Below are 26,561 nucleotides of genomic sequence, written 5' to 3'. Positions count from 1 at the left end.
TATCAAAGCGTATCGCCCCATTATAAAGCAGGCCTGATGATTCAGGCCTGCTTTCTTAGTTAGAGGTCAAGATTAATCAATGGCCCAGTCTCGATTAATCACTACGATCTTCCACTTCGGCAATCTGGTTTTGGCAGGCTTGCCCGCTCAGAACGGTTTGAATATTGGTTAACGTCGTCTCGGCGATATTGTGCAGTGCTTCTTTGGTCAAGAACGCTTGGTGGCCAGTGATCAGGACATTATGGCACGCTGAAAGGCGACGGAACACATCATCGACAATCACATCATTCGACTTATCTTGGAAAAACAATTCACGCTCATTATCGTAAACATCGAGTCCCAATGACCCGATCCGTCCTTGTTTGAGCGACTCAATCGCGGCAACCGAGTCGAGTAGCTCGCCCCGACTGGTATTAATCACCATCACGCCATCTTTCATTTGCGCAAAGGCGTCGGCGCTAAGCAAGTGGTAGTTATCCTGAGACATCGGGCAGTGCAGGGAAATAATGTCGCTTTGGGCATACAGTGTTTCTTTCGAGACATATTCAGCACCAAGCGCCATTGCTTCGGGGTTTTCATAGGGGTCGTGGCAGAGAATACGCATGCCTAGCCCATTAAGAATGCGCATGGTAGCAATACCGATTTTGCCCGTGCCGATGATCCCAGCTGTCTTACCATGGAAATCAAACCCAACTAAACCCTCCAGCTCAAAGTTAGCGTCTCGGGTGCGCTGGTATGCTTTATGGAAGCGGCGGTTGAGGCACATCATCATGCCAACCGTGTGCTCGGCGACCGATTCAGGCGAGTAAGCGGGGACTCGTACCACGGTGATGCCCAGCGATTTGGCGGCATCTAAATCGACGCGATCGTATCCCGCGCAGCGCAATGCAACTAAATAAACGCCTGAATCTGCGAGAATTTCTAAAACGGGCCGAGAAAGATCGTCGTTCACGAAAGCACAAATGGCTTGTGCACCTTGCGCCATCTTGGCGGTTTTTTCAGTGAGTAAGAAATCATGGAACTCAAACGTATAATCAAACGCCGCATTCACATGGGAGAAGGCGGATTTATCATACGATTTGGCACTAAATACGGCTATGGTCGTCATTAACTGGCCTCCGAAGCTGTCGAGGAGGAAATGTGATGTGTATCAATAACGTGATTTCCATCAAAAATAAACCCTTAAATTTGTCAGGATAATCGTGCCTGTTATGTATCAACGAACAAAGCCGAACCTATGTCCGGCTCTGAAAATTGGGCTTTCCCGCTGGGTTAGAAACGCATCGTGGCATTAATACGGATATCTCGGCCAGCGGCTGGCACACCGGCAGACAGGTAGGGCGTGTAATACTGATCGGTAAGATTAACGATGGTCGCGCGAAGCACAAGATCATCGCTGGGTTTCCATTCACCGTACAGGTTTTGAAAAAAGTAGGCGTCACTGGCTACGTTGGCTGTATGCAAAGAAGGCTCGTCGGGAACTCGGTCCTGCTCATCCCAGTATTGGCCTTGCCATCCGAGTTGGACGGTATCCGTCAATTGGTGTCCAATCCCTAACTTGGCATTGAGTGGTGGGTTTTCATACCAGTATTCGTCCTCGCCGGTGCTATCGCGCAATGAACCTTTGTGTTTACCTCTCACCATGGAAACAGACGCGTCGGTAAACCACTCGCGAAGACGATATTGCAGTTGTGCGTCGAAGCCGTAAGTATAGCGCCCGTCCAGGTTGGTGTAATAGCCCTGTTTTTGTTTGGTCGCATTGACCCCCCGGCGCTGGGCAACATCATGAACAATGTCATTCCAGAATAGTGTGACTTCGGAAGAGAGATGATCGCCTTCAGTCAACACATTTTGACGTGTATCAGACAGACCCAATAGATACGCGTTGATACGCGTGACGGAAAGATCGCGACTCGATGATGCCCGTTTTGAGGCCTTGGCATATTGCACCGTATATAACTCATCGATGGTTGGCGCTTTCATGCCGTAGGCATACGCGGCTTTGAGCTGCGTCGATGCGCTGACATCATAAGTTAAGGCAACACGCGGCTCCCAACCCTGATGACTTATCGCGCTATAATCATGACCTACCGATGGATCGTTATAATCAGGCGCCGGATTTGGCACACCTTGTGAACGAATATGGTTATAGCGCAGCGAGGCGGTGAGTTCGAGATCTGGGGTAATAAAGTACTTATCTTGTACAAACACACTGGCGGTTTGTTGCTCCCCTGATGGCTCAAAGTTGGGCGTGTAGTAGCCGTTGTTTTTCGCCGGCCTGTTACGATAAGTGTGATTGTAAACGTGCGAGTTTCTGTCCTGGTTCTGGTACTGCGCCCCCACCATGATTTCATGATCACCGATGTGACTGGTGTTGGTTAGCTCGGCGAACCAACGCTCATAGGACAACCAAACTTGGTGGCCGTATTGGCCTGATGTGATGTAAGACTGATAGGTACTATCTGGGCGCTCCCAATAGCGATGGTTTTGTGAATGCGCGATCACGACACGGGTGTCGATATTGTCGTTAAACGGTTGATAGTGATAATTCAACGTACTGGTGTATTCGCGATAATGATTGTCTACTGAAGTGGCAAACACTGCCGCTTGGTAGCTACCATATTTATTGATTTTATAATCACTGATTGAAGGCATGGCACCGCGACGATTCGCCCATGGCTTTCTTCCCTGATCGTCATAGCGGGTGTGGCTGAGCATCATACTGTGCGCGTCTGACTGGTAGCGAATCTTACCCAACAAACTGTGCTGACGGTAACCAGAGAACGTAAAAACATCACCGTTGCCCAGTTCGATATCATCGGCATCACGTCGAGAGCCGTGCAACAGCACTGACCAGCCAGAGTCAGAGGCACCATAGGTGGTCACACTGCGTTTCCATTGTTCGTTGACACTGTTGAAGCCGGCTTGCGCCATCGCGCCAATCGAGGAATCAGGATCAAGAAAGTCAGCCGCTTCTTTGGTTTCCATGATAAAGCTGCCACCAAAGGCCCCCACACTGGCACGTACATTATGATCGCCTCTGACCACGCGCACGGACCGCAGTAACTGAGGATCAAGGAAGAAGCTACCGTAGCGATACTGTTGAAAACCGACGGGGGCACCATCGACCCGGACAGAGAGTGCCGAAGGATGAGAAAAGCCCCACACATTGATACGTTCACTGCCTGGCCGTGCGCCAGCGTCGAGTGAGACGCCGGGCATCTTCATGACCAACTCACCGATGTTATGCGCCTGTTCACGTTGGATATCGTCCAGCTCTAACGTCGACTGTCCGGGGATATAAGGGTGATAGGGTGGTTTAACTGCTCTCCTTGTATCTCAATGGTTTCAATGCTGTTGGATGAGGGGTTTGTGGCTGCACCGGCGGTATGGGCGCCCACGGCAAAGGCTGCCAAAACGGTAAAGCGTAGAGAGTGATACGGCATACTGATAATACTTTACTGACGTATAAAAGTGCGCACTATACGCCAGCGCTTGATAACTAGCAATGCTAATGAGATTGATTATCAGTTATGTGTGTTGGCCATTTTTGTTGCCAAGCAGTATGATACTGGGAAATGCTCAATAGGATATGCCCATGTTTACCGGAATTATTCAAGCGGTGGCAAATATTGAAGTTTGTCGCGATCATCAAGGTATTCGAACATTCGATATTCGTTTCCCTGATGGCTTTTGTGAGGGGTTGGCGGTAGGAGCCAGCGTTGCTATTGATGGTGTGTGCTTGACAGTGACTGAGCAGCTTGAACAGACGCTGGTTCGCTTCGATGTGATGGTACAAAGCCTCGCGATTACGACGCTAAACAGCATCAAAGCTGGGGATACGGTGAATGCTGAACGTGCCGCGAAAGATGGCGCTGAAATTGGCGGGCATCCGTTATCGGGGCATGTCGATTGCCGTGCGACCTTATCGGATGTGCTGGTACAAGAAGAAAATTATCGTTTGCGCTTTTCGGTACAGCCCGAATGGATGCGCTATGTCTTTTCCAAAGGCTATATTGCCATCAATGGTGCGAGTTTGACCATCGCCGAGGTGAACAAAGACCAAGGCTGGTTTGATGTTTGGCTTATTCCTGAAACGCGTCGCATGACAACGTTCGAGCGAAAGTCGGAAGGGGATCAAGTCAATATCGAAATTGAACGCCAGACGCAAGTCATGGTAGATACGGTGCGCGAAACGCTCAATGAGCAACTGGGCCCTTTACTTCCTGTCCTTGAATCGCTTGCGAAAGAGCAGGGAATTGACCTAGATGCAATCGGTATCTCTAAATAACGATGAGTTAACAAATAAGAAACACCCTCTCAAGTTGACTCATACCATAACAGGCGGGGCGAACGACGCGCTGCCTGCCTTCCAAGCTGCTTAAACTCTCCTTGCTCACTTTGTGCGCGAACTTGCTCAAATGATGATGTGGTTAACAAAAATGTCAGTATTGCGACACAAAATTATGCTCGAACGCTCATTTTTGTTGTGAGTTTGTTTTCGAGATGCTGTGATTATGCAAAATGACAGTGTGGTTTTGAACGTGTAACCCTACTAACAGTGACAAGGATAATCATATGAAAAAAGCATCGTCGACTCTATTAGGAGAGTGCGTGTCCGAGTTTATCGGCACGGGCTTACTCATTTTCTTTGGTGTGGGCTGCGTGGCCGCCTTAGTGCTCACCGGTGCTGACTTTGGTCAGTGGGAAATCAGTATTGTATGGGGCTTTGGTGTCGCCATCGCCATTTACTGCACCGCAGGGGTGTCCGGCGCGCATATTAATCCAGCTGTTACCATTGCGCTTGCGGCTTTCCATGGCTTTGAGAAAAGTAAAGTTGTTCCTTATATCATCTCGCAAATGCTCGGCGCGTTTGCCTCGGCTGCACTCGTGTATAGCCTTTATAGTAACCTTTTTGTCGAGTGGGAAATGGCCAATAATGTTGTGCGGAGCAGTCCTGAAGCCTTAGCAACCGCAGGTATCTTCTCAACCTATCCGCATCAAGCCTTGTCTTTCATGGGGGCTATGGCGGTTGAGTTTGTGATCACGGCAGTATTGATGTTCGGGATTCTCGCACTGGGTGATGAAAACAATGGTGCGGCTCGTGGCCCAATGAATCCACTGCTAATTGGTATCCTTATTGCCGTCATTGGTGGCTCTTTGGGTCCATTGACTGGGTTTGCGATGAACCCAGCGCGTGACTTTGGTCCGAAACTGTTCGCCTACTTCGCTGGATGGGACTACGCCCTGACGGGTGCGCGTGACATTCCATACTTCATTGTCCCTATCGTCGCCCCTATTTTGGGTGCCTGCTTTGGCGGTTGGTTGTATCCGAAAGCGATTGCCCCGTATCTGCCACAGGCAGGCCATGGTTGTACGATCCCCAACCAGTGTGACGATGATGAGCTGGCTGAGACGGAAACGCGAGAAGTCAACGCATAACCCAGCACTGTACGCAACATGAAATAAAGCAATGCGCGACATTGAGCCACGTCCAAAATGACACATGACGCGAAATGTCGCGATACAGACTAAAATAAGAGAGATAGAAGGAAACCCTATTATGTCAGCGAACAAGTATATTGTTGCTCTCGACCAAGGCACCACCAGCTCCCGTGCAGTAGTGATGGATCACGATGCTAATATCGTCGGTGTGTCTCAGCGCGAGTTTACGCAAATTTATCCGCAAGCGGGTTGGGTTGAGCACGATCCCATGGAAATTTATGCCACCCAAAGCTCAACGCTGGTGGAAGTGCTGGGCAAAACCGGCATTCGTAGCGATGAGATTGCTGGGCTCGGGATTACCAACCAACGTGAAACCACGATTGTGTGGAACAAAGAAACCGGTAAGCCGGTTTACAATGCCATTGTGTGGCAATGTCGCCGTACTGCCGACATTTGTCATGACTTGCGTGAGCGTGGGTTAGCATCTTACGTGCGTGATAATACTGGGTTAGTCCTTGACCCTTACTTCTCTGGTACCAAGGTCAAATGGATTTTGGACAACGTAGAAGGAGCGCGCGAAGACGCAGAAGCGGGCAAGCTGTTATTCGGTACCGTTGATACCTGGCTGGTATGGAAGATGACCCAAGGGCGTGTGCATGTGACCGATTATACTAACGCCTCGCGCACCATGCTGTTCAATATCAATGATATGTGTTGGGATCAAAAAATGCTCGATGAGCTTGGGATCCCGGCTTCAATGCTCCCTGAAGTGCGTCGCTCTTCCGAAGTCTATGGACAAACGAACATCGGTGGTAAAGGCGGTACGCGTATTCCTATCGCGGGGATCGCGGGTGACCAACAGGCCGCTCTATTCGGACAAATGTGTGTGGAAGCAGGCCAAGCGAAAAACACCTATGGAACCGGCTGCTTTTTGCTAATGAACACCGGGCAAGAAAAGGTCACATCGAGCCATGGCTTGTTGACGACTATTGGTTGTGGCCCGCAGGGTGAACCGTCCTATGCGCTCGAGGGCGCGGTCTTTATGGGTGGGGCCTCGATTCAATGGTTACGTGACGAGCTTAAGGTACTCGAAGATGCGCATGACTCCGAATACTTTGCCACCAAAGTTGATACATCGAATGGCGTGTATGTTGTCCCAGCGTTCACCGGTTTGGGGGCTCCCTACTGGGATGCCTACGCTCGCGGTACCATTGTGGGGCTGACCCGTGGTGTGAACTCTAACCATATCATTCGCGCAACCCTAGAAGGCATTGCCTATCAAACACGTGATGTATTGGATGCGATGCAGGCGGATTCAGGTATCAAACTTGAAGCCTTGCGTGTTGATGGCGGCGCGGTTGCCAATAACTTCTTGATGCAGTTCCAAGCCGATGTGCTCGACACCGACGTTCATCGTCCGGAAGTGACAGAAGTCACCGCGTTAGGCGCGGCATACCTTGCGGGTATGGCTGTCGGTTTCTGGGATGGCCTAGATGAGCTAAAAGATAAAGCCAAACTGAACCGAAGCTTTGAACCACATCGAGACGAAGAAAAACGTAATCGTCGCTATCGTGGTTGGAAGCGTGCCGTAAAATGTGCGCAAGCGTGGGCCGAGCTGCATAATGAAGAAGAAGATGTGTAAGCCTGGTATCACTCTTTCTTAATGAAAGGCGCGTTTTCGCGCCTTTTTTTCATATTACTCTTTCACCGGTCTATGGATCGTATCCCTCTCTCTTACTGCGCCTTTTCTGGGCCTGTTCGCGTGTCACAGTACTCGCTAGCCGGCTTTTTAGTTCACATGAAGGCTTTTTTATTAACACTTATTCTACACTTGTCACACTCAATAATAATTTTTCGAACATAGATAGTGACCGAAAACGAAAGTTGATATACAGTTATACCCATCAGTAAATGTTCGTTCGCTCATATTTGAACAAGGTCGGCTAAAAATGACTACGCATAATTCTCATCAAGACGTACTTCTCGACATCCTCGTGGTTGGGGGCGGGATTAACGGTGCCGGTATCGCTGCCGATGCGGCGGGTCGTGGACTCAATGTGGGTCTGTACGATGCCAAAGATTTCGCATCAGCAACGTCATCCGCGAGCTCGAAGCTTATTCATGGTGGGTTGCGCTATCTCGAGCATTATGAGTTTCGTTTGGTCTCGGAAGCACTGGCCGAACGCGAGGTATTGATCAACAAGGCCCCCCATATTGCCTTTCCGATGCGTTTCCGCTTACCTCATCGCTCGTATCTGCGCCCAGCCTGGATGATCCGTTGTGGGCTCTTTTTATATGATCACCTAGGCAAGCGCTCAACGTTACCGAGCAGCCACAAGGTTGATTTACGCAAAACCGGCTACATGAACAAAGACATGAAAGTCGGGTTTGAGTACTCGGATGCATGGGTTGATGATGCGCGTTTAACCCTGTTAAACGCCCAGTACACGCGCGAGAAAGGTGGGGAAGTCCGTAATTACTGTCAAGTGGTGGCGGCAGAGCGTGAAAACACCATATGGCGGGTGACACTAGAGGATGCGCAGACAGGCGAGCGTTTTGAGCGCAAGGCCAAGGCGTTGGTGAATGCGACCGGTCCTTGGGTGAAGCAATTCTACGATGATAGTCTCCAAGAAAAATCGCCGCGCGGGATCAAAATGATCAAAGGCTCTCACATTGTTGTGCCACGCATTCATCAAGATCCACAAGCGTATATTTTGCAGAATAACGATGGCCGTATCGTCTTCGTGATCCCGTATCTCGACAAGTTTTCATTGATTGGTACCACGGATGTGGAGCATAAAGCCGATCCCCGCGAAGCAAAAATTGATGAAGCTGAGATTGATTACTTAGTTGATGTCGTCAATCAGCACTTTACTCACCAAATTCAGCCGCAGGATGTGGTTTGGAGTTACAGTGGCGTGCGACCATTGTGTGATGATGAATCGGACTCGCCACAGGCGATGACACGCGACTACACCATAGAGTTGGAACAACAAGGCAATCAAGCGCCGTTGGTTTCCATCTTTGGCGGTAAGCTCACGACTTATCGTAAGCTGGCGGAGTCCGCGATGCGTAAACTCGAGCCATTCTTTGACAAAATGGGTCAGCCTTGGACAGCTGACGGCACACTGCCCGGCGGAGACTTTAGCTGCACACGTGAAGAATTAGCCCTGTCGATTAAGCAGCGCTATCCATGGTTGAATGCCGAGACGGCGCAGCGATTTGTCGATACTTATGGCACTCGCACGCATCTGCTGTTGAAAGGTTGCCAGAGCGAGGCGGATATGGGCCACCCATTTGCCGAGGGTGTCTATCAAGTAGAAATCAACTATTTGGTACAGCATGAGTTTGTTCAACATGCGGAAGATGCGTTATGGCGACGTACTAAGCTTGGTCTCTATTTGACTGAAGAACAGGCTGATGCGATTAGCCAGTACATCGAGCAACAGCGCGTCAAGGTACATGCACTGCCATTGAGTGAAGCGAGCTAACACTCGGTAAAGTGAGCCCGTGTCGCTAACACAATGGGATGACAGAAAAGAGCGCCGATGGTCGGCGCTCTTTTCGATCGACTGTCTTTTAACGCCTTTTGGCCGATAACGTGCTGCCTAGTGATGCGCTGATCACCATGCCAATGGCGAGCCATTGACGCAGGGCCAGTTGTTCATCGAGCACGAGCAGCCCAGCCATGGCGGCAACAGCAGGCTCTAAACTCATCATCACACTAAAGGTTTGTTTGGGCATGTTGCGTAACGCTATCATCTCCAGAGAATAAGGAATCGCACTTGAGATGAGTGCGACGGCAACGCCCAAGGGTATCAACTGCCATTGAAAAATCGCACCGTCAGTCGCAATATAGCCCGCGGGTACGAGATAGAGGGCAGCAACGCTCATTCCTAAAGCAACCGTCCCGCCGCCTGGCGCTAAATTCCCTGCTTTTTGTCCAAATAGAATATAGCCAGCCCAACAGCCGCCCGCTGCTAGCGCGTAAGCCACTCCTCGCGGGTCGAGCGCATCCACACCCGACAAATCGGGGAGAAGGGTAATAACACCGCCAACGGCGAGCACGATCCAAAGACTGTCTCTGGCGCGACGAATCGAGATTAAGGCCACCAGTAAAGGGCCGGTAAACTCAAGTGCGACGGCAATCCCCAACGGAATGGTCTCGATAGACAAATAAAGCAGCATCATCATGCCACCCAGGCACCCACCATATACCGTAATCGCTCGCCAATGTCGTGCGCGTGGCCACTGACGCCAAGGGCGAAAGACCAGCCACAAAATGAGGGCGGAAAAACCGACACGTAGGGCAGTGGTCCCAATAGGTCCCACCAGAGGGAAAAGCTGTTTGGCAAAGGAGGCGCCAAATTGAATGGCGCACATGGCACCAAAAACACTCAATATCGCCACCAAAAGCGCACGAGCCTGCATAATCCCTCCTTTTAGTAAAATAGGTTTATTACCTTAACATAGAGACAAAAAAAAGCCGCTCCGATGAGAGAGGGGCGAAGATTTTGGAGCGAATTGTCTCAATCCTATCGTATTCGCTAGAATTTTTGTTTGGCTGAATCGTAGGCGTCTTTGAGGGATGTGAGTGCCGGTTAGTCGGTCTGATGAGCGTCGGGGAGAGAAGGCGAGAGAATCGCCAGTGATTGAGGTTGCGCGTCAATCGTCAACTTTCGGTCGCGATACAGCTCGCCGTCAATGACATAGTCAATGCTCGATGCGGCCCTTATCGAGACGCGCGTGACCTGTTGATGGTGTGTAAAGCGCCCTAGCCGTGTTTCAAACAGGCTTGCCAGTGCTAGTTCTATCAGGGACAGTGCGGTATCTGTTTTGGTGGAACTCGCAGTGAGCCATGTGACGTCGAGTTTGCCGTCGGCATAATTGGGTTGGCCTTGCCCTTGTGCTAATAAGGTTGTCATTGGCGCGGCATTGGCGACCACCATACTGGTGGTGCGGATCAGCTGAGGCGCGTGCTGGTCGAATTGAACGGTGAGATCGATGGCTTGATTTTGACTGGCGGCCCCCAATAAACCCTGCAAATACGCCCACTGGCCTAGTTGATTTTTTTGCTCTCGAGCGGCGTGGCGAATCATTTGTTGCTCAAAGCCAACGCCCACGACTAACAACGCCACTTTGCCGTTACAGCGTGCAGTATCGATGGTTTTGGGCGTGCCATCCAAAATCACATCGCAAGCGGCATCAATATTTAAAAACTTGGTTTTTATTCCCCACAGTGCATGGCACAAGGCGTTTGCGGTACCAAGCGGCAATACGCCTAAAGGGGTTGAGGTGTTGATCAGTGCTCGCGCAACGGCGTTCACTGTGCCATCTCCACCGGCGGCGATCACCACATCAGCCTGTTGTGAAACCGCGCGGCAAGCGAGTTGATAACTGCGACGATTATGGCGTGTCTGATGGACCACTAACCGATACCCATCACCTAAATAGGACTGAATATAGTCGCGGTGCTTACGCCATTTCTTTCCCCCTGCGGCAGGATTAGCAATGATCCAGGCAATGGGACGCGCCAACCTCAACGCACCGCTTTGCTGGAAACGCACTAAAGCGCGGCGCTGGCGTCGGTTTAAGTGTGCTTTAGGGCGTATCGTTTTGATGGCATCCAGCATCTCATCAAGCGTTTTTTGAGGGGAAAGCGCCCAAAGATAGGCGGCCACCACCATCACGGATCGCCCGCGTCCGAGTGCACAATGTACCACCACCTTGTGTTCGGCTTGTCGCTGTTGATGCAGCCATTGTAACGCGCGCATCAGTTGGCTACGCGAGGGATAGGCGTGATCCAGAACGGGTACTGAGAGATAGGAAACAGCCTGTGATTGGGTGAAGCGATCGATGCTTTCGAACTCAGCGGTAACATCTAATATCCCGTCAATACCTTGCGCTTGTAGATCGGGTATGTCTTTGTCGGTCAGGCGGGCACCGACATAGAGCCCAGGCGCGACTTGCTGGACGGGCGGTGTGATATCACGTTTTCTCGCCCAACGGTTATACAGGTGGGTAAAGGCGAAAAATGGCGCAAACATCCACTGGCTGATGCGAGGCATCTGTCCGGATTGGCGCTTGCGAAAAAGGCGAGGCTGATTGCGCCAATAAGCGATGCTAACGGCGAAAAACGCTGCCGCGCACCATGCGAAAAGCAAGCTAAGAAGGAGGTTGGGCATCCACCAGCTGGCGGTGAATAAACACGCGGCGACCAAGCTATAAAAGGGACCCATCAACACGCTTATTCACTCCTTTTTATTCAGCACAGACGCCAGCGGTAAAACAATCCAGCTTTTACTATACGTTAGCCCTGCCCAATATCATAAAAAACGGCACGTCTGGCGTGCCGTTTTTGTATTATTATTTATCTTGATTTTGACGTTGGCGCCGGAATTTTTTCATGGCGCGACGGTGTTCAATGATTTTTCTCGCCTCACCGCCGACGTGCTGTTCACCCCGTTCTCGTGCAAGACGGACTTGGTACTCTCGCTCTCGAAACGCTGCCTTTTGGGCGTCGGTGTGTTTGTCGATGCATTTAGGGCAAGAGACGCCTTGCTCATAATGTTCGCTTTCCATGTCCGCTTGCGTGATGGGTAGGCGACAGGCATTACACATTGCGTAAGACCCTCGCTCCAAATCGTGATTAACAGCTACACGGCTGTCGAAGACATAACACTCACCGTTCCACAAGCTTTCACTCTCAGGCACTTCTTCGAGGTACTTCAGGATCCCGCCTTCTAGGTGATACACCTCATCGAAACCTTTCTCTTTCAAAAAAGCGGTCGATTTTTCACAGCGGATCCCACCAGTACAAAACATAGCCACTTTTTTATGCTTCGTCGGATCAAGCTGCTGTTCGACATAGTCAGGGAATTCACGGAAGCTATCTGTATGTGGGTTAACAGCCCGCTCAAAGGTACCAATCTCGATTTCGTAATCATTACGTGTATCGATCACTAAAACGTCTGGATCGCTGATTAATTGGTTCCATTCTGTTGGCTTGACATAGGTGCCCACGCTTTGGCGCGGATCAATGCCTTCAACCCCCATGGTCACAATTTCTTTTTTGAGTTTTACCTTGGTGCGACTAAATGGCTGGCTGTCTTCGAACGACTCTTTATAGTCAATATCCGCTAGGCGTGGATCGTTTTTAAACCACGCAAATAGCGCATCCATGTTTTCTCTTGTCGCGGCCACTGTGCCATTTATGCCTTCTTGGGCGAGAAGGAGTGTGCCGCCGATTTGGTTGGCTTCCATGACTTCAAGCAGTGGTGCTTGCAAAGACTGATAGTCGTCGAGTGTGACAAATTTATATAAGGCACAAATGACATATTTAGACATCTTGTTTCCTCTTGCTGGCTGGAGCGTAAATCCAGTGCATGGGTGGTGTGTATACGTGAGCGCGGAGTATAGCGAATGCCACTGACGCAAAACACCGGATAAAAGTAAGGTTAAATGTCGAGCTCGCTGATAGTAGAGCACGTCAAACACGCTACTTCGTGTTCAAATCAAATTGCATTGATAGTTATTCATTGTTGTCTGGTTTTTGTGAGATCAATATCACGTATAAACGGTGTTTTTATCGCCTGAAACCTCATTTGGACTTAATTTGAATGGGTTTTTAGTCACGCCAGAATGGTTTATTGCTTTATGGTCTAATTATTTTGTTAGTTGGCGTGCACCGGCTAGGCAGTGGTCTAGCAAGCAAAGTAATTAGCCAAGCATCAAGAAAGGATGCAAAACATGATTGAAGAATGGATTAATGCCTTTGTCGGCTTTATTTGGGGTAAGCCGATGTTGATCTTACTGGTTGGCGGTGGGGTCTTCTTTACCCTTTATGGTAAGTTCACCCCGTTTCGTTATATGGCACACAGCATCAAGCTGTTAACCGGTAAGGTGGACGATGGTAGTGGCCATGGTGATTTATCTCATCGCAAAGCACTTGCTGCCGCGCTCTCCGGCACTTTGGGTCTCGGTAATATTGCCGGTGTGGCTCTGGCGCTAAGTGCCGGTGGACCGGGTGCGGTGTTTTGGATGTGGCTCACCGCATTATTGGGGGTGTCGACCAAGTTTTATACCTGCACACTGGGGGTCATGTATCGTCACAAAGATGCAAATGGCAATGTTCATGGCGGACCGATGTACACGGTACGGCATGGTCTAGGGCCAAAATTTAAATGGCTAGCGGTGATGTTTGCCATTGCTGGTCTAATGGGGTTTGTGCCGTCTTTCCAAATTAACCAACTCGGCGCAGTGGTACAAACTCAGCTCTTTCCTGGGGTCGCTTGGCTAGAAAGCAGCGCGTTCTCTTGGGCGCTGGGTATTGTACTGGCGGTCTTCGTCGGTATGGTGATTTGGGGTGGTTTGAAGCGTGTGGCTGATGTTGCCGGTGCGCTAGTGCCCTTGATGGCGGGCAGCTATATGGTGATGGCGATCGCCGCCTTGGCGCTCAATGCCGAGCGCGTGCCTGGCGTCTTTCAGTCGATTTTCGCCAGCGCTTTTTCACCGGATGCCATGTTCGGTGGCCTGATCAGTGTGATTATTGTGGGGGTGAGTCGTGGTGCTTTCTCTAATGAGGCTGGGATTGGCACCGAAGTCATGGCGCACAGTGCGGCAAAAACCAATGAGCCTGTTCGTGAGGGCTTAGTCGCGAGCCTGGGTCCCATCATTGATACCTTGATTGTTTGTAGTTGCACCGCGCTGGTGATCTTGGTGACCGGTGTGCTTGATCAAGCCGAGGGCATGCAAGGCGTCAGCCTGACCATGGCCGCTTTCAAAGCTGCCTTTGGTGCTCCTGGTGCATGGTTATTGGCGGCACAAGTGTTAGTGTTATCTTTCACCACGGTATTTACATTCTGGTATTACGGCTATAAATGCTTTGTGTATTTATTTGGCGAGCAAGCGGGTCAGTATTATAAGTACCTATACTTATCGCTCGTGGTACTGGGGGCGGTATTATCGCTGGATGTGGTGTTCTTATTCCTCATTGGTGCGTATGGACTGATGGCGGTTCCCACCATGGTCTCAGCGCTGTTGCTGGCGCCTAAGGTAAACCAAGCGGCGAAAACGTATTTCGCCAGTCACCGCTACCGTGAAAGCCATCGTTCACAGGTAGCCGATAGCTAATGAACCGACAGTTAATGGCTTGACGACCCACCTTGGCGTCACGCTAAAACCCACAAAGGCTGCCAATGTGCAGCCTTTGTTGTATTCACCTTGCTCGTTCTTATCGTTGATCAATCGTCGAGCGGTGTGCCGAATACATAGGTATCCGCCAGGCTTACCATGCGACCGATCTCGGGTTTGGTGATGGTATCATTGGCACCCAATTGGAGGGCCTTAGCACGGTTATCCTCGCTCATGATCGACGAGAACATGATAATAGGCATGGTTTTATAGGTATCCATCTCTCTAAGGCGTTTGACCAAGTGCATGCCGTCCATGCGTGGCATCTCGACGTCTGACACAATTGCATCGACAAACTCATTAATCGACACACCTTCTTCTTTGGAAATGCGTTCAAATTCGGTGAGTTTGTCAAAGGCTTCGCCACCATCTTTGGCCGATATAATATTAAAGCCAGCTGAGCGTAGCGTGTTTTCAATTAAGCTACGGATGAAAGCGGAATCGTCCACCACTAGGATCGTTTTTGCCTCGCGTTTTTTCGCGCTGGATTCGGAAATGTTGACGTTTCTGTCCTGAGTGACATCGTATTTTTCCATGCTCAATTCAGGATTGATATCAGCGATGATTTTTTCGAAGTCTAGGATCATGATCAGGTTTTTGTCTTTGCGGACGACTGCGACCACACAATCTTGCTCGCCTGCCTCTAGGAATTGGCTCGGTGACTCAACGGCTTCCCAGGAAATACGATGGATACGACTAATGCTGTCAATCAAAAAGCCATTAGTCATGTTGTTAAAATCGGTGACAATCACAAATTTATTGTCTTTCTCTGGCCGCGTCGGGACGCCTAACCAGCCCGCCAGATCAATCAGTGGCGTTAGCTTGTCGCGTGACGAAAACACCCCAATCATGTGCGCCTGGGCGTTTGGATAGTCAGTGGTTTCCGGCACTTGGATAACTTCGCGAACCTTGGCAACGTTAATACCGTAATAGCAGGTTTTGGTACTGCCGTCAGGAAGTTGCTTGATTAAGTGAAACTCAATGATCTCTAGCTCATTCGTACCACTTTCCGTCAGTATTTCGTTCTTTGTTGGCTCGTCGTTCATGCCTACCACATTTCCTTTCGATATCAGCGAATAAAGCTGGCGTTAAACTGAGTTTGTTTCAGTATAAGCCTGAGATCAATAAAGCGACAATATTTGCTCAACAACCAAGCTGCTTTCTGTGGGCTATGGCGCTAAAAACGTGATGAATAACAGGGATGAAGATACAAGGCTTTAACATGTCAAGACTCAGACGGGTAGCGTAAGCCTTGGTCGCTATACCCGCACAACGACGTGAAGTATGCCCAGTTGCGTTGTTGGTGAGACTATGTCATCAATGAAGAAGTGGTGTGTCGCGATCTTGTATCGACAGAGGAGGCAAGGATGACGGAGCCAGGCTCACAGTGGTTGGAAACGGTTAAAGAGATGCGTGAGACATTCGACGCACAAAAAGAGCAGGTGTCTCGGTGTCCTTTTTTAGAGTACAGCTATCGCCGTGACGCGCTGCTGCGCTTGCGTCAGGCGATCAAGCAAAAATCGTCTGCGTTACAACAAGCCTTGAGTGATGATTACGGCTATCGTGCGCCCGTTGATACTGAAATTGCCGACATCTTGCCCTTGCTGCACCAGATTGATTACACCCGTCGTCGATTAAAGCGATGGATGCAGCCGCAAAAACGGCGTCCAGGCATTACCCTGCTAGGCACCAAATTGGTCGTGCGCTTTCAGCCAAAAGGGGTGGTTGGGATTATCGTCCCTTGGAACTTCCCGATTATGCTGGCCCTGAGTCCCTTGATTTGCGCGTTGGCCGCGGGCAATCGGGTGATGCTTAAGCTTTCGGAGTTCACCCCCAACACCAATCGGGTATTACGCGCGTTAATCGCTGAGGTATTTAGCCCAAACGAAGTCGCCGTGGTAGAGGGCGAAGTCGAAGTGTCGCGCCGTTTTAGCGAGTTAGAGTTCGACCACCTCTTTTTCACCGGCTCAACCCAGGTCGGACGTCAAGTCATGCTGGCGGCGGCCGATAATTTGACCCCGGTGACCCTCGAACTTGGGGGTAAATCGCCGGTGATCATTGATGATCAAATTGATATGGATGTGGCCGTGTCGCGGCTCATTTATGGCAAGTGTTTAAACGCTGGGCAGATATGTGTCGCGCCCGATTATGTGCTTTGTCCTGAACATCGGCAAGAAGCCTTTATCCACGCCTATCAACGCGCGTTTCGTGCTATGTATCCTGACTTTGAAGCCAACTCAGATTACAGCCAGATCATTAACCAAACGCAAGCGATGCGGCTTGAAGAAACACTCAAAGATTCGCTCGATAAAGGTGCGCGCCGCTGGTGTGCACTCGACCAGCAAACCGTGCCAACCGCCGAAAATCAGCGCTGGCCGACCCAGCTGCTAACCCAGGTCACCGATGACATGCGGGTGATGCAAGAAGAAATTTTTGGCCCGCTCCTACCTATTGTCACCTATCAAGATCTCTCTGAGGCGCTGAGTTATATTCAAGCGCGACCACGGCCGCTCGCGTTGTATTTGATGAGCAATGACGCTGAGATACGCACGCAGGTTACCACACAGCTTCACGCAGGCGGCATGGGGATTAATGAAACCTTGTTTCATGTCGCTGCCGAAGATGCGCCTTTCGGCGGCATTGGTGACTCTGGCATGGGGCATTACCACGGAGTCGAGGGTTTTTATACCTTTAGCCACAGCAAAACCGTCCTCACCCGCGATAAGTGGGACACCAGCTTTTTAGTCAAACCCCCGTACAACCGCTGGTACAAACGATTAATGCGCTGGTGGCTGATGCGATAGTTACTCTTGATTGAATTGTGAATAAAACCACAAAAGCTATCCGGTAACGTTGCGCCCATTTTAATTCACGACTACTAATTAAGTATTATCTTAATTAGTGGGGTGGTCATGCCATATCAAAATTCGAACCAAGAGCGACGCCGTTTTTTAAAACTACTGGCAGGTGCGAGCGCGATAGGCTTGATGCCGGCAAGCTTACCCTCACGTGCTCAGACGCGCGCTAAGGTGGTTATTGTGGGTAATGGTGCTGCCGGTATTGCGTTAGCTAATCGCCTTGTGCAACACCTTTCCGCTGATCAGATAGCATTAGTGGGTTCACGTCAGCGTCACCTGTATCAGCCTGGACAAACTTTGGTGGCATCTGGGTTATGGAAAGTATCCCAAGTCCTATCAACAACAGAACAATGGTTACCTGCTGGTATAAAATGGCACCAACAAAATGCCAATGCGTTTTTACCTGCACAACAACAAGTTGTACTCGAGGATGGCACCAAGCTTAGCTATGACGTACTGGTCGTTGCCATGGGCACCCAACTTAATTACACCCTCATTGAGGGAATGGAGGAACGCCTTATTGGTCAGCATGGTATTGGTAGCGTTTATCCGGGGCCAGAGGGTGCATTAGCAACGGATACGGCGTTCAAACAGTTTATGAATAAAGGCGAAGGCAAAGCCATATTTACTCTTGCTGAAACACCAATCAAGTGCGCGGGCGCACCACTTAAAATGACCTTTACCTCGCTTGCACGTCTTGAGCAGACTGGCCATCGTCAAGCATATGATGTGAACTTCGCCACGCCGTTTAAAGACCGATTATTTTCGATTCCCGTTTATAACGACTTTGTCATGGAACGCTTTGGTGACCAAGGGGTAGACATTGCTGATCAGAAAACGTTGATTGGCATCGACCCGACCAATAAAAAAGCACACTTCTCACTCACAGCAACGGGGAAAACACGGGTCGAAGAGTATGATTATATCCACGTCGTGCCTCCAATGAGTGCGCCCGATGTGATCAAGCATAGTGATCTGGTTTGGAACCAAGGTCCTCATAAGGCTGAATGGATGGCAGCGGACCAATATACGCTACAACATCCCACTTTCCCCAATGTATTTGGTATCGGTGATGTGACTGGGATTCCGCTATCGAAAACGGCTGCAAGTGTAAAAAAACAAGTTCCCATCGTTGAGGCAAACCTCTTAAGTTATCTGAACGACAAGCCTTTAGAGGCTGAATTCAATGGATATACCTCTTGCCCATTGATCACTGGGTTTGGCAAAGCGATTCTGGCTGAGTTCGGTTACGGTGGCAAATTACTCCCTTCTTTCCCGTTTATTAGTCCAACAGAAGAAACGTGGATGGCTTGGGTAATGAAAGAAAAAATGTTGTTACCAGCCTATCAAGCGATGTTGGATGGAAAAATTTAATGGAGGCGGACATGACTCTTGACGCAATTTTTACCGTACTACTGTACTCAGCCGCTCCTTACTGGGGATGGTTATTATTTTTAGTGGGTTTGCCTATAGTGTCGTTAGTGATTTTTCGTCGCTTTTCTTTGCGCAGCGCCAAGCGCGCTTTTGTATTCAGTATTGTAGTCGGCCTTGTCTGTGCACTTTCAGCACCACCGTTAACGGGCTCCAAACTTGCGATGCTTAATGGTGTAGCAGACTGGGGGATGTTAATCATGGTTGCGATAGGTGCGGCATTCTACACTATGATCGTTGCGGCGATCGTTTTGAAGCCACAATCAACGTCGTTGTTCGGCCAACGGGCACAATGATCGTATCGAGTGATTCATCAACATAGTGTGCGATCAAATCACTAAACTTTTCCGAGAAATTGATCTATATCTTTGGTTGTTACATAACTGTTAAAAATGGCGCGAAGCAACCAAAGGAGCGACACAATGGCGTTTTCAGTACAACCCGATTCCATGTTGCCAGACATTGGCGATCATGAGCGCGCGATGGTTGAGCAAGAGGTAAAGCTCTCGGTCACCGATGCCAATGGCAAATCACTGGGATATTTAGCGATGGTGCCAGATGCGCAGCGCTTTATTACCTTAACCCAAGATAACGCAGAGGCGTTGAGTTTTATCAAAACCCCTTGCAGCGTCAATGCGGGCTATTATCAGTGGTCGTTTTTTTATGACGACATTGAGTATGGCCTGGACTGTTTAATTGAACCTGACAGAAACAAGTGTCGGCTATATGCCAATGATCATGCGGCAGCCGCGCCATCGTGGAAGCTTGTTGATGACGGGGAGCGTGGTCCTTTGATGATGGCAGCCCCCATCTCAGCGATTGGGCCGGGCACGCGTATTGCTGTTACCTCTGATGAAGCTGACGTTCCGAATGTATTAATAGGGGCGCTTGAAGGCGGCGTATTGGTGCATGAGCAGCCAAGTTAAATTAGGTTGAACACCGAGTATCTTACCGGCCAGTGCTCTGTCACTGGCTTTTTTATGCCAATCAATCTCACTCTCTAACTGCATGTTTTAGTTCACTTTCATTTTAGCTGTGAGCAGCATCAAAGAACTGTTCATCAATCATTTTTAGTAAAAAAGTGTTAAGTGCTCACGGATGGCCTATATAAACACTTTGTAAACAAAAAGTTAAAAGTGATGCTGCTGATGTAATAGTAAATAATGCTGGTAGGTTGGACAAATAAAGCGATTTTCTCTGCGGAAAAAGTTGCTGTTGATGCATAGCTTTATAAACGTGCTTGTTGTTATTTGTAGGCAATCAATCTTTGATACGTTTAACCATTGTAAGGAATACAATATGTTAAAGCATGTTCTTAGCTGCTGTATTGCATCAGCATTAGTCGCTGCATCGCCTGCAGCGCTCGCAAAACAGGAAGAGGGTAAACAAGCGATCTCTCAGCAGCAAACGCTAGCGCCACTCGTTGTCGCGTCAGACAAGCAGGGGATTGAAGACCAATACATTGTGGTATTTAAACAACCGATGACGCTCAGCGACGATCCACAAGCACTACAAACCTTCACGCAGCAGACCGTTTCAAGCATGGTCAACCAACACGCGGTTAAAGTTGAGAAAGTGTTTGATCGCTCGCTGAGTGGCTTTGTAGCCAAATTGACGCCAGAGCAACTGCGCGCGTTGCGTATGGACGAGCAAGTGGATTTTATTGAGCAAGATAAGACGATTTCCTTGGACCCGGTAATCACCCCAAACGCCAACCAGAGTAATCCAGTTTGGGGGTTGGATCGCATTGACCAACGCAACCTACCTTTGGATAACAACTACAGCACCAATTTTGATGGCACAGGTGTGACGGCCTACGTCATTGATACAGGTGTGACAACGTCACACGTAGAGTTTGGTGGTCGTGCTCGCTCTGGCTATGACTTTGTTGATAACGATAATGACGCGTCAGACTGTAACGGTCACGGCACCCATGTGGCCGGCACTATCGGTGGTAGCCAATATGGCGTCGCTAAAAATGTCGACATTGTTGGGGTGAGAGTGCTGAGCTGTAGTGGTTCAGGCTCGACGTCCGGTGTGATTGGCGGGGTTGATTGGGTGGCATCCAATGCCAGTGGACCATCGGTGGCAAACATGAGCTTGGGTGGTGGCGTGTCTACAGCACTGGATCGCGCGGTTGCCAGTGCGGTGCAATCGGGTGTGAGCTTTATGCTGGCGGCTGGTAATTCCAATGCCGACGCCTGTAACAGCTCGCCGGCCCGTGAGCCAAGTGGCGTCACCGTGGGCTCAACAACAAGCAGCGATAGCCGCTCTAGTTTCTCCAACTGGGGCAGCTGTCTTGATGTATTTGCACCAGGCTCGCAAATCAAATCTGCCTGGTATGACGGTGGTTATCGCACCATCAGTGGCACGTCAATGGCGACACCTCATGTTGCCGGTGTTGCTGCCTTGTATTTACAAGAAAACAATAGCTTATCGCCAGCACAAGTCGAGAGCTTAATTAGCAACCGTGCTAGCGTCAATAAAATCAGTGATCCTCGTGGTTCGGTCAACAAACTCCTCTACAGCCAAGCGGATAGCAGCTGTGAGCCTGATTGTGGCCCGACGCCAGGGCCAAAAAACGAGCTCAAAAATGGCCAGCCAGTCACGGGTATTGCTGGGGCTCAAGGTGCGCAGCGCTTCTTTTACGTTGATGTTGACGCGGGGCAACGTCTAACGGTCAATATTAGCGGTGGTTCAGGCGATGCAGATTTGTATCTACGCTATGGGGCGAAACCAACCTTAAACAGCTGGGACTGCCGCCCATACAACTACGGCAATAGTGAAGTGTGTACGGTACAAAGCACACAAAAGGGTCGCTATCACGTGATGCTTAATGGTTACACTGCTTTTAACGGTGTCAGTGTGACAGCGCGATACTAATGCGCTGTCGCTAGGACGGTCGCGTTATAACCGAAACCGTTTTATGACCCAAGATGACGTTAAAGCGCGGCGAAAGTCGCGCTTTTTCTAGTCGTATTGGCGTAAGCAATCGCATAGCAAGTTGAGAAAGCCCGCTCGATCGACGGCCATGGCCACCTCGGTATTTGCGAGATTGCCTGTGACGTGATAACGGTCAACCACCGTCATTCCAGTGGTTAACGTCCCTTGTGTCTCGACACCCACCCATAGTGATTCACACTCGAAGAGCTCAGGCATCACTAGCCATGCAATGGTACAAGGATCATGGAGCGGAGAGCCGTCTAGGCGCCACTTGGGATCGCGGTGATAGCGCATAAAGAAATCAAGCCAACCTGCAACGGTCTGCGCTACGGGGTTATCGATGGCACGGATGGAAGCCACATCTTCATCTTTGACTAACGCTTGGTGGGTAACATCTAATCCAAACATGGTGATTGGGATCCCAGCGCGAAACACGCGATCAGCGGCTTCTGGATCGACATAAATATTAAACTCGGCAGCTGGTGTCCAATTGCCGAAGGTTACGCCGCCTCCCATCAACACAATTCGCTTAATCCGATTGGTTAAATCCGGGTAGGCGGCTAAGAGTAAAGCCACGTTGGTTAAGGGGCCAGTCGCGACCAAAGTAATAGGCTGGTCAGCGTCTTGAAGCACTCTGCCCATCAGGTTAACGGCATTACCGGGGTCGGCATCCATCGTAGGCTCTGGCAGCGCAGGACCATCCAAGCCCGACTCTCCGTGAACATTATCAGCAATAATGAGCTCTCGGGTAAGTGGTTTATGTGCGCCACCTGCGATAGGAATGTGTGTTTGTTGTAACAAGGTCAAAATGCGTCTGGCGTTGTAAAGGGTTTTATCTGGGGTTTGATTTCCTGCACTGGTGGTGACCGCTTTGATGTCAAGCTGGGGGAGTGCACAAGCCATCACCAGTGCAATGGCATCGTCATGGCCGGGATCGCAGTCGATAATAATGGGTTCACGCATAAGTGGGCCTATCGCTGAGTTGGAGTGCATGTTGCTCAGCACAGGATAAACGCCTTGCTACTTACAGCGTGTGATCGTCCTCGCTAATTACTAATTGCTAATCGCTTGCACGAGCGAGATGTAACAGGTGAATCATTTATCATAAAAAACTGAGATATGAGTTGTTACACATTGTCAACATGTTGCGAACGAAAATGTGGTTGTTGCATTATTTTGCAAACAATTCAATCAATCTAACTTTGGTTAATAATTTAGTGTTTAATTCCAGTTTAGTGGCTGTTTTATAGTCATATAAACTGCCATTTTGAATTTAAACTAGATTATATGACAAGTTTTTAACAAAACAATTAGGACATATACCTATTACATTTATGTGATACTTTAAGTCGAACTCGATAGTATGCAACCGCACAAAATATTATAACTAAGAGAGTTTGACGTGAACCAGACTATAGATATCTCCTCAAAAAGTGTATCGCACCGTTGGACCCAACATGATACCCATTGGGCACTGAGCTTGTTCGGTACCGCGGTGGGAGCCGGGATCCTGTTCCTTCCGATTAATCTTGGGATGGGGGGCTTTTGGCCACTCCTAATTATGGCCGTACTGGCGTTTCCGATGACGTTTATGGCTCATCGAGGCCTAGCACGTTTTGTGCTGTCGTCGCGCCACAAAGATGCCGATTTCACCGATGTCGTTGCCGAGCACTTCGGCAGCCAGGCAGGCCGTTTGATCTCCGTGCTGTATTTCCTTTCTATTTTCCCGATTTTGTTGATATATGGCGTTGGGTTGACCAATACCGTTGATAGCTTTTTGGTTAATCAACTCGGATGGGCGTCGCCAAACCGCGTCATGCTGTCTGGTGTGTTAGTCGCAGGTATGATTGCGATCATGATGGGTGGTGAGCGCCTAATGCTGCGCGCCTTCGCGGCGATGGTTTATCCGCTGGTGGCTATCTTGGCGTTTTTGTCTTTCTATCTAATACCATCATGGCAAGCGCCGAACCTAGCGATGCCCGCGATGGGAGAACTGGGAATGAATCTTTGGCTAGCGGTGCCTGTGGTGATCTTTTCGTTCAGTCACGCCGCGGCAATTTCGAGTTTTGCTAATATTCAACGCCGTCACTATGGTGATGACGCACAAGGCAAGTCAGAGCAAATTCTTAAACGCGCGGGCGTGATGTTAGTTGCCTTTGTGCTGCTGTTTGTGTTCTCGTGCGTGCTGACGCTCACTCCAGCACAAATGGCGGAAGCGAAAGCGCAAAATGTGTCAGTGCTCTCATACCTTGCTAATGTCACCCAAAATCCATTTATTGGCACTTTGGGGCCATTAGTTGCTTTCATTGCGATCACCTCTTCGTTTTTGGGCCACTTCTTGGGCGCGCGTGAGAGCCTCAATGGCCTGGTGACCAAACACAGCACATTGACCTACAAAAAGGCTGATAAACTTGGCGTGATAGTGATGTTCTTTGCCATTTGGTGGTGTGCGGTGATTAACCCCAGCATCCTCGATATGATGGGCGCATTATCTGGGCCTGTGATTGCGATGATCCTATTTATTATGCCAACGGTTGCGGCCTATAAAGTCAAAGCACTGGCACAGTATCGCGGTAAAGCGGGGACGTACTTTATCTTTGTGACTGGCATGTTGGCGATTTCGGCATTGCTTTATAATTTGATAGGCTAATGAAGAACCCGTTATAACCCGTTATAACCTGTTAAAAGCGTCCAATGGGCGCTTTTAGGCCTCTAAGCGCAAGTAAAAAACGCGATCACGGCTTCATATGGTGAGTCGTCACTACTGAATTTTATGGAGAGTGACTGACAACCCTCCCTTAAACTCTCCCTCAATAATGTACTAATAGACCACTAACAGTACTTGCTATTTTTCTTTTGTATCGCTAAAGTCTTAATATTAGTTTATTCTTATGTAAAGGTCGCTATGCTGCCTAAACGATTTTTTCCTATTGTTGCGCCTTTTTTAATGTCAGTGTTAATGGTGACATTGATGACAGCGGTAATTACGGCTGTGAATACTGGGTTAAGTGATGGGTTTGTTTGGCGTTGGGTTGAGGCTTTTATCGTCGCTTGGCCGATCGCATTCACTATTATTTTTCTCTCGTCAAAGCATGTACAGCGTTTAGCGCAGTGGTTATGCAGTCGCGATTAAAGGTCAATCGAACACGTTGAGAACGGCGCAGTTCTTACCTTGCTTTTTAGCTTGATACATAGCTTTATCGGCATCAACAATTTCACTGTGAGGCATACCATTTGGGTAGTAAGCCACGCCCAAACTGATGGTAACGGGCATAGACGGATGGTTAAATAACCCAAGGCTTTGTCTTGATATCTCGTTGCACAGTAGCTTACCTTGCGCGAGGGCGCGTTCAGCGGAGGAAAAATACTGTAGTACGGCAAACTCCTCGCCACCAATCCTCGCCACCACGGCGTCGTTGGTCAATAGACTCCGCGCTGTTTGGGCGACAAAGCAAATGACTTCATCGCCATGGGCGTGGCCAAAGCCATCGTTAAAGGCTTTGAAATCATCAATATCAAACACCATCAGAGTTATCCCCTTGATGTCGCGCATTTGCCCATATAAGCACTGATAAAAATAACGTCTGTTGTGTAGCAAGGTGAGTGAGTCGGTAATGGCTTGGTCTTGCAATAAGTCGTTGGCGGCTTGTAATGCGCGGGTTTTTTGTTTAACTGTTCTTTTCAGTAACATGATATAGCTGATCGCAATGATCACGCCAAACACGAACAGCGTTGGCAATAAATACACCGGATAGACGGTCTCGACATCGTAATACACCCAGCGGTTTAAGAGCTGCCGTTTGGTATCTTCGTCGAGCCAAGCAAACTTATTATCAATCTGGTTGAGTAATGCCGTATTCCCTTTTGCAAAACCGGCATACAACATTTCTGTATACAGGTGTCTGACAGGCACAAACAGATTTTGGTTAGTGGTGGTGTAAAGGTAATAATTAGCCACTTGTAGATCGGCGACGAAGGCTTGGATCTCTTCCGATAACGCCGCATCAAGCATGGCTTGGTTATTGCGGAAAAGCTGTAGCGTTACGTTTGGAAATTCCGTTCTCATAAACTCTTCTTCGTACCCACCTTGCACAACACCGACTGTGTGGTCGGTATCACCCGCTAACACATAATCCGCTGATACGCCCGTGAGCGCCTGGCTAAAGAATACTTGCGTATCGATGCTGAACAATGGGGTGCCGAAATCCATAAACGCTAGCCGTTCTGGCGACTGGAGTAAGCCGGCGTGAACATCGGCTTCACCGTTTCGCACAGCGTCAATAGAGTCTTGCCAGTCGGTCAAAACGAATTCAATTTGATAGCCATTGCGTTTGCCAAATTCTTTCCAAAAGTCAATCAAGATCCCTTTCGGTTGTTGATTGTCGTCAAGATAGGAAAATGGCCGCCAAGCGTGTGAGTTAGCGACTTTTAATACAGGGCTTTGTGGCTTGGATTGCTGATTCTGCTCCGCATTAAGCGCCAGGCTGATGGACAGGAGTACGCTGGCGCCCAAAACCACAATGATGTGACGAATCAACACACATAGCACCCCAGAATGACTCATAAACAACCCTTGAATCTGGTAATGAATTCAAATGACGCCGCCCAACGCATCACGTCATTATTATCAGTATATGATTAAAACCTCAGCGGCTGAGGATAAATGTCACTTTTCCCCGATACTGAGAGGAT

At 49.3% G+C, this 26,561-nt stretch carries 20 protein-coding genes; 12 read left to right on the top strand and 8 right to left on the bottom strand.

Annotated features, from left to right (window positions below; all coding sequences use genetic code 11):
• Positions 1 to 94: 94 nt before the first annotated feature.
• Entirely contained in the window at positions 95 to 1,108 is a 1,014-nt protein-coding gene (locus FCN78_RS14445) for a 2-hydroxyacid dehydrogenase (RefSeq protein ID WP_077658957.1), read from the bottom strand.
• 164 nt (positions 1,109 to 1,272) lie between these two features.
• Positions 1,273 to 3,228 (bottom strand): TonB-dependent receptor domain-containing protein, encoded by a 1,956-nt coding sequence (locus FCN78_RS14440; protein ID WP_158014684.1) that lies wholly within the window; start codon positions 3,226 to 3,228, stop codon positions 1,273 to 1,275.
• A gap of 370 nt (positions 3,229 to 3,598) precedes the next feature.
• Here FCN78_RS14440 and FCN78_RS14435 point away from each other — a divergent pair, with 370 nt between their 5' ends.
• The 4 genes from FCN78_RS14435 to glpD all read left to right on the top strand — a co-directional run bounded on the left by FCN78_RS14435 (position 3,599) and on the right by glpD (position 8,936).
• Entirely contained in the window at positions 3,599 to 4,291 is a 693-nt protein-coding gene (locus tag FCN78_RS14435; RefSeq protein WP_069360959.1) for a riboflavin synthase, read from the top strand.
• 287 nt (positions 4,292 to 4,578) lie between these two features.
• Positions 4,579 to 5,442, top strand: a complete 864-nt coding sequence (locus FCN78_RS14430; protein ID WP_069360960.1) for an MIP/aquaporin family protein — start codon at positions 4,579 to 4,581, stop codon at positions 5,440 to 5,442.
• Positions 5,443 to 5,563: 121 nt separating this feature from the next.
• Positions 5,564 to 7,087 (top strand): glycerol kinase GlpK, encoded by a 1,524-nt coding sequence (glpK, locus tag FCN78_RS14425; RefSeq protein WP_069360961.1) that lies wholly within the window; start codon positions 5,564 to 5,566, stop codon positions 7,085 to 7,087.
• Between the two features lie 307 nt (positions 7,088 to 7,394).
• Entirely contained in the window at positions 7,395 to 8,936 is a 1,542-nt protein-coding gene (gene glpD / locus FCN78_RS14420; RefSeq protein WP_077658959.1) for a glycerol-3-phosphate dehydrogenase, read from the top strand.
• Positions 8,937 to 9,024: 88 nt separating this feature from the next.
• Here the strand turns inward: glpD and FCN78_RS14415 are convergent, their stop codons facing one another.
• From FCN78_RS14415 to trhO, 3 genes are all read right to left on the bottom strand, one after another.
• Positions 9,025 to 9,876, bottom strand: a complete 852-nt coding sequence (locus FCN78_RS14415; protein WP_077520540.1) for an EamA family transporter — start codon at positions 9,874 to 9,876, stop codon at positions 9,025 to 9,027.
• Positions 9,877 to 10,046: 170 nt separating this feature from the next.
• A complete protein-coding gene (locus FCN78_RS14410) occupies positions 10,047 to 11,684 on the bottom strand; it encodes a diacylglycerol kinase family protein (protein ID WP_077658960.1) in 1,638 nt (545 codons plus the stop codon).
• 127 nt (positions 11,685 to 11,811) lie between these two features.
• Positions 11,812 to 12,792 (bottom strand): oxygen-dependent tRNA uridine(34) hydroxylase TrhO, encoded by a 981-nt coding sequence (trhO, locus tag FCN78_RS14405; protein WP_077600094.1) that lies wholly within the window; start codon positions 12,790 to 12,792, stop codon positions 11,812 to 11,814.
• Between the two features lie 402 nt (positions 12,793 to 13,194).
• On the opposite strand from trhO, the gene FCN78_RS14400 reads away from it, so the two are divergent.
• On the top strand, positions 13,195 to 14,577 hold the full coding sequence (locus FCN78_RS14400; protein WP_201258644.1) for an alanine/glycine:cation symporter family protein: 1,383 nt from the start codon (positions 13,195 to 13,197) through the stop codon (positions 14,575 to 14,577).
• A gap of 110 nt (positions 14,578 to 14,687) precedes the next feature.
• Here FCN78_RS14400 and FCN78_RS14395 read toward each other — a convergent pair whose 3' ends face one another.
• A complete protein-coding gene (locus FCN78_RS14395) occupies positions 14,688 to 15,683 on the bottom strand; it encodes a chemotaxis protein CheV (protein WP_069360967.1) in 996 nt (331 codons plus the stop codon).
• Between the two features lie 321 nt (positions 15,684 to 16,004).
• On the opposite strand from FCN78_RS14395, the gene FCN78_RS14390 reads away from it, so the two are divergent.
• The 5 genes from FCN78_RS14390 (at position 16,005) to FCN78_RS14370 (ending at position 21,809) form a co-directional block, all read left to right on the top strand.
• Complete coding sequence (locus FCN78_RS14390; protein ID WP_077658961.1) at positions 16,005 to 17,441, top strand: coniferyl aldehyde dehydrogenase; 1,437 nt, start codon at positions 16,005 to 16,007, stop codon at positions 17,439 to 17,441.
• Positions 17,442 to 17,549: 108 nt separating this feature from the next.
• Positions 17,550 to 18,869, top strand: a complete 1,320-nt coding sequence (locus FCN78_RS14385; protein ID WP_077658962.1) for an NAD(P)/FAD-dependent oxidoreductase — start codon at positions 17,550 to 17,552, stop codon at positions 18,867 to 18,869.
• Positions 18,869 to 19,222 carry a hypothetical protein gene (locus FCN78_RS14380; protein ID WP_077658963.1) on the top strand — a complete coding sequence of 118 codons (354 nt, stop codon included), beginning with the start codon at positions 18,869 to 18,871 and terminating at the stop codon, positions 19,220 to 19,222. Before FCN78_RS14385 ends, FCN78_RS14380 begins: the two co-directional genes overlap by 1 nt.
• A gap of 126 nt (positions 19,223 to 19,348) precedes the next feature.
• Positions 19,349 to 19,852, top strand: a complete 504-nt coding sequence (locus FCN78_RS14375) for a hypothetical protein (RefSeq protein WP_077658964.1) — start codon at positions 19,349 to 19,351, stop codon at positions 19,850 to 19,852.
• Positions 19,853 to 20,225: 373 nt separating this feature from the next.
• The gene (locus FCN78_RS14370; RefSeq protein ID WP_077658965.1) at positions 20,226 to 21,809 is read left to right on the top strand and encodes a S8 family peptidase; all 1,584 of its coding nucleotides are present in this window, start codon (positions 20,226 to 20,228) and stop codon (positions 21,807 to 21,809) included.
• Between the two features lie 87 nt (positions 21,810 to 21,896).
• Here the strand turns inward: FCN78_RS14370 and rihA are convergent, their stop codons facing one another.
• Positions 21,897 to 22,832: a pyrimidine-specific ribonucleoside hydrolase RihA gene (gene rihA, locus FCN78_RS14365; RefSeq protein ID WP_077659021.1), complete on the bottom strand. Its 936-nt coding sequence runs from the start codon at positions 22,830 to 22,832 to the stop codon at positions 21,897 to 21,899.
• A gap of 439 nt (positions 22,833 to 23,271) precedes the next feature.
• Between rihA and FCN78_RS14360 the strand changes: the two genes are divergently transcribed.
• Both FCN78_RS14360 and FCN78_RS14355 read left to right on the top strand, forming a co-directional pair.
• A complete protein-coding gene (locus tag FCN78_RS14360) occupies positions 23,272 to 24,519 on the top strand; it encodes an aromatic amino acid transport family protein (RefSeq protein WP_077658966.1) in 1,248 nt (415 codons plus the stop codon).
• 321 nt (positions 24,520 to 24,840) lie between these two features.
• A complete protein-coding gene (locus FCN78_RS14355; RefSeq protein ID WP_198534587.1) occupies positions 24,841 to 25,002 on the top strand; it encodes a DUF2798 domain-containing protein in 162 nt (53 codons plus the stop codon).
• A 3-nt stretch (positions 25,003 to 25,005) separates the two neighbouring features.
• On the opposite strand, the gene FCN78_RS14350 is transcribed toward FCN78_RS14355, so the two are convergent.
• Positions 25,006 to 26,433 (bottom strand): transporter substrate-binding domain-containing diguanylate cyclase, encoded by a 1,428-nt coding sequence (locus tag FCN78_RS14350; protein ID WP_077658967.1) that lies wholly within the window; start codon positions 26,431 to 26,433, stop codon positions 25,006 to 25,008.
• Positions 26,434 to 26,561: the final 128 nt, after the last annotated feature.

It is taken from the genome of Salinivibrio kushneri, assembly GCF_005280275.1.
Lineage (GTDB): Bacteria > Pseudomonadota > Gammaproteobacteria > Enterobacterales > Vibrionaceae > Salinivibrio > Salinivibrio kushneri.
The sequence above is the reverse complement of the archived record's forward strand: the minus strand, read 5'-3'. Positions and strand labels throughout refer to the sequence as shown.